Genomic DNA, 2947 nt, shown 5'->3' with positions numbered 1-2947 from the left:
GTAGATGGTAATCCAATCTATTTGTTAGCACAGCATTTCTTCGCAGAGAACCACATATCGTTTGACGTCAAACAGGTCATCGGGCTAACAAATGAAGACGATGTTTCCAGAGAGTATCGACCTCTCAAGCAAATCATTGAACGACTAAATCGCACGTTTAAAGGGAATTATCGTTCGACGCACGGCTTTGGTTCTGAACAGGGATCTGTTTCTTTTGTGACATTGTTTGTGGCTTACTTTAACTTCTTGCGCCCACATTCTTCACTTGAAGGTAAAGTGCCAGTCACAATTCCAGAATTAGAAAAGCTACCAACCATGCCAGCGAGATGGACAGCCCTTATTGGATTAGCTCAAGACTGGATTCAACAACAGTCAGCCTAACTTTTGTTTAGCTGAGCCCTATTCAGCTATCGGCGAAGCGAACTCTTGACAAACCGAACTTGCCAATGGTTTAAAATGGAAAAAGTCAAGGGTTTATTTAGCATGCCTTCGTTTGTTCCCTTCGCCCTTGATTGACCTCTGAATAAACCATTGGTGTGTTTGTCAAGAGCGATAGCGTGGCATTTCCACCTAATAAATGGTAGGTAGTATGAACCGTGCTAGTTTTTCATAGAACTTTTGACACTACCGTACTTCAAGATTTATACGATTTAATGCGGTGAATGCCCCAAATCTTTTCCTCACATTTGTTGCTTTTACAATTTCCATAGGAAATCCTCCTTTGACATCCACATGTAAGGATCAACATATATTTTGAAATATTTTTACCTTTATATTTCATAATATAAAAAAATCAACCGTTTGACAACAATTTATGAACGATTTGATTTGTTTTATTACAAAATTTTTATTACACTAACTGATGAGGTGTTGCAAATGGACGGCTTTCAACGACGAAAAGAACAAAAAAAAACGCGATATATTGGAGGCAGCTTTATCTTTATTTATGGAGTATGGTCTCCAAAAAGTATCGATAGCAGAAATTGCAAAGAACGCGAACGTTTCACAAGTGACGATCTATAATTACTTTGAGAGCAAACATAATTTGACTCATGAAGTTTTTCTTTATTATATGGACAAGGCGGTTCGCGATTTTGAACAAACGGTGTATAGCGATAAACCATTCCCCGAAAAAATAAAGGAAATTATGTTTAGAAAAAAAGAAGTGGCGCGCCGCATTCATGAAGAGTTTTATCAATATTTGATGAAGGAATATACGGCAAACGAAACCATTGCTGAAAACGACTATATGCAAAATGCCCTTCAGCACTTTGATCACTTGTTCCAAGAAGGAAAAGAACAAGGATATGTCGATCCTTCTTTATCACATGAAGCGATTATCTTCTATATCAAAATGCTTAATGAATATATCCAAAAGGAAGAAGTATATGAAAAAATCTTACCGTTAACAGAGGACATTACGAAGCTTTTCTTTTACGGCATAATGGGAGAAAAGAAACATAGGAAGCATACTCCTGAATAATAGCGTTTATCTTTCCGCCAACTCTTAATGGCAGAAGAGAATGTTTCCTTATACTTTAAACCTTTATGTGAAGCTTGTTCAGGTTGCCTATTCTCTCCCCGGTGCACCTAAGCAAGAAAAAAAGGTTCGGATCATCAAAATAAAATGATCCGAACCTTTTTGATTACGTTTGGCTATTTTTGTCCACCTTTTTTATAGTAAATTTTTTTCTAACAGGTAGAGAAAAAAGGCCGGCAACGCTGCCAGCCCCATTTTCTCTCTCATTACTCTAAATACAAGTCGGATGTTCCAGGCTCAACCAAACCTGCTAATTCTAAATCAAGTACCCAATAATACATTTCTTCTTCAGTCAATCCAAAATCTTCATGGGACACTTCTTGTGCTTCAATCGCTGCAAGCAATGCTAAATCTTCCTCACTCAACTCTTCTTCATAGTAATCTTCCTGGAAATCTGCTAGTAAATCGTTAACTAATGATTCCAATTCCCAGTGGATCTCATATGTTAGATCATCTAATTCTGCTTCTGTAAGAGTCGTACGTTCTTGTCCGTAAAGTTTGAATTCAACGGCATCATCATAGTTGTAAGTACTATCTACACTCATTCCTACATCGAAGGAAATACCATCTTCCTCAAATGACATCGTTAATTCAACCTTGCTTTCGAGTAATGTCCCTCTTTCAACTTTAAATCCAAGGTCGAAATCCATCGTGTAATCTTCAATCTCTTCTAATGATTGTTCTAGCTCTTTGATCGCTTCCTCGACCGCTGTCTCTCCATCTTCTTCAAAGGCTTCCTTCATCTGTTCATTTGCTTCTACTTCATGTAACGCATGAATGAATGATTGGAAGAACAAATCTTTGTCAAGTTGCAAATAAATCCATGAATCTTCTTCGGAAATATACTCACCATCCGTATTATCTTTCATATAAAGGAGAGCTTTCTCCAAAATAAATTTATCTACCCATTCTTCATTCTTTTCTCTTGTCTCAAATAAATTTCCATCAATCTCAATTTCCTCAACAAGCTTAGCATTCTGTAGGTTCTCTTCTAAAATCGGTAGAATGACGCCATTCACTTCAGTAGAAAACCACTCTCCTACATCTTGCCCATCTAATGCAGATCCTAATGTCTCTTCTACCTCCGGAATATGCGGAATAACGTTATTCGCGAACACATCAACAAACTCAGGGAAAAATGTAACATACGGATCTACATCAATGGCCATCTCTTCTGCAACGGAATCTACATAAAATCGAAATGGAACCTGAAGATTGATATCCTCCCCTTGAATGTCTCCTGTAACCCCAAACGAACCATCAAATTCAATGGCTTCTTCATCCTGAATTATTCATACCTCGAACATAAATCAGGGTTTTAGGCCAAAAACGATTAGATTCCCGATCCCTTTGAAAGAATCATGGTTATTTTTCTTCTGAAAAGCATCTTTCTAGAATGAGGAGCGG

At 37.6% G+C, this 2947-nt stretch carries 3 protein-coding genes; 2 read left to right on the top strand and 1 reads right to left on the bottom strand.

Annotated elements, in window-relative coordinates; genetic code table 11:
- On the top strand, nt 1-381 hold a 381-nt coding region (locus tag E2L07_RS20295; protein WP_134230513.1), incomplete at its 5' end, for an integrase core domain-containing protein.
- A gap of 541 nt (nt 382-922) precedes the next feature.
- A complete protein-coding gene (locus E2L07_RS20285) occupies nt 923-1483 on the top strand; it encodes a TetR/AcrR family transcriptional regulator (RefSeq protein ID WP_338121512.1) in 561 nt (186 codons plus the stop codon).
- 263 nt (nt 1484-1746) lie between these two features.
- On the opposite strand, the gene E2L07_RS20280 is transcribed toward E2L07_RS20285, so the two are convergent.
- Entirely contained in the window at nt 1747-2709 is a 963-nt protein-coding gene (locus E2L07_RS20280; RefSeq protein ID WP_134230512.1) for a hypothetical protein, read from the bottom strand.
- Nucleotides 2710-2947 lie beyond the last annotated feature (238 nt).

The sequence above is a fragment of the Halalkalibacterium halodurans genome, assembly GCF_004376175.1.
Lineage (GTDB): Bacteria > Bacillota > Bacilli > Bacillales > Bacillaceae_D > Halalkalibacterium > Halalkalibacterium halodurans.
This window is presented reverse-complemented; position numbering and strand designations above follow the sequence as displayed.

Excerpts from the sequence above, each read along its gene's own strand:
- E2L07_RS20280 (WP_134230512.1), bottom strand. The coding sequence starts at position 2,709 with ATGGCCATTGATGTAGATCCGTATGTTACATTTTTCCCTGAGTTTGTT.